The 2,314-nt window shown below is 36.4% G+C and carries 1 protein-coding gene; it reads left to right on the top strand.

All coding sequences use genetic code 11. The annotated features are described in order from the left end of the window. The coding region (locus BG261_RS11560; protein ID WP_193790147.1) for a MucBP domain-containing protein at nucleotides 1–2,314 on the top strand (2,314 nt) is incomplete at both ends.

Raw genomic sequence — 2,314 nt, 5'->3', positions numbered from 1 at the left:
AAGATACTACTAAACCAGTAGAAACACCTGAAACTAAGACAGAAGACACTACTAAACCAGTAGAGACACCTGAAACTAAGATAGAAGACACTACTAAACCAATAGAAACACCTGAAACTAAGACAGAAGACACTACTAAACCAGTAGAGACACCTGAAACTAAGGCAGATGATAAGAAATTACCTGTTAAAGAAGATGGTGCTGAAAAACTTGAATCAACTAATCCAGTATTAACACCAAAAGATAAAAAAGAAGTTAATGCACTTGCAGCGGATGCTCCTACGGTTACTCCAAAAGGAACACCTACTGAAGTAAAAGATTCAGATAAGATATTTGGTTTTATTTGGACAAAACCAGGTTACGATACAGTTTATCCTGATAGAAACGTTGAAGTAGGTAAAAAAACAAAGCTATATGCTGACCCAGGTATTGATGCAATACGTGGGATTATTCCTCAATCAAAATATTACGTTTGGTACACTTCTACCGATGGAAAAAACTGGAAACCCGTTTTAGGGACAGGTGGTTTTGGTACATATGATAAGGGATCATGGAAACCAGAATTAGAAGTAAGTAGCAGTACAAAAGGAACTGTTTATTATCAACAAAGAGTAGAATTTTATGATCCACTTGCTGGTCAGATTAAAATCCCATTTTTCCCTACTCTATGGTCTAATGTCATCAAGGTTAATTACACAGAAGCTGTAAATACTGAAAGTGTTGAAGTTAAAGTAAAAGATAAATATCTTTTTAATAATTTAAAAGGTTCTGATGGTAAACCTGCTGGTCAATCAACACAAGTCACTGGTCAAACAAGTAATCCTAATGCAACTGGTGAATGGATCAAATGGGAAATCACTAGTGGTGATGCTGCTACAGTTGACGAATTTGGTAAAATTACAGCTATACCTGGTAAGTCAGGAAATGTAACTGTAACAGGTACTTATAAAAACAGTGATGGTTCAATCCTTAAAGCTCACGATACGTTTGAAGTTGGTGGTGGTCTAAAAGATGACACAGTATATAAAGGAAAAGACCTCAAAGTTCCTATAGGTGGTACAAATACTGGTGATTTAGCGGAAGGTACGTCAGTTGAGTGGTTTAAAACAAAAAATGGTGTAACTACAAAAATTGACGGCCAAACTGGTGGTATTTTAAATATTACAAACGCGCAAGAATCAGATGATGCAGATTATTTTGCAATCATTACAATTCAAACAAAGGACAAAGACGGAAAACCGGGTACTCCTAATGTCATTCAAACGAATAATGCTCATATCAAAGTTATTATCCCATACTCTTTAGAAATTGAATTTGTTGATGAAGAGGGTAACAAGATTAAAGACAGTATTATATTTGATAAAAATGAATCTGGTTCATCTTATGACGCCTTTTCAAAAGAAGATCCTAACTCTGTAAAAATCAATGGATATACTTTCTCTAAAACAACAAAAGGAGATTCTCCAAATGGAGTATTTGATAGTGACAAAAAAATTCAATATGTGTTTAATCGTAATGAATACACTATAGATGTCGAATATAAAGATGAAGCTGGTAATCCTATTCTCGGAGACGATGGGAACCCAATCGTTAAAAAGATTACCCAAAAATATAAAGATGAATATAAAGTTGATAAGAACATTCCTGGTTATGAATTTGTTTCGGCAGATAAAGAATTATCTGGTTCAGTAACAGAAAATACTAAAATTATAATAACAGTAAAAGAGTCATCAACTGATGAAAAATTAAAAAAACCAACTGCTGGTATTAATGGAAGTAAGGCTGAAGGTGGTTATAAAATCTCTGGTAATGCTGATGCTGGAACAACAATAACTATCAAAGATTCTGCTGGAGAAGTCGTAGGAACTACAACTGCTGATGAGGATGGAAATTATATAACTGATTTACCAGAAGGAACCAAATCAGGTGATACATTCACAGTTGAATCTTCTAAGAAAAAAGACAATGGGGACAAAATTACTAGTGAGCCTTCAGATATAGCTGTAGTTCCTGAAGATCCTGACTCAGACAGCGATAGCGATTCAGACTCAGATAGCGACAGCGATTCAGATTCAGACAGCGACAGCGACTCAGATTCAGATAGCGACAGCGACTCAGATAGCGACAGCGATTCAGACTCAGATAGCGATAGCGACTCAGACAGCGATAGCGACTCAGATTCAGACAGCGACAGCGACTCAGACTCAGACAGCGACAGCGATTCAGACTCAGATAGCGATAGCGATAGCGATTCAGACTCAGATTCAGACAGCGATAGCGACTCAGATAGCGACAGCGACTCAGATTCAGATAG

Source organism: Floricoccus tropicus (genome assembly GCF_001832905.1).
Classification (GTDB): domain Bacteria; phylum Bacillota; class Bacilli; order Lactobacillales; family Streptococcaceae; genus Floricoccus; species Floricoccus tropicus.
This window is presented reverse-complemented; position numbering and strand designations above follow the sequence as displayed.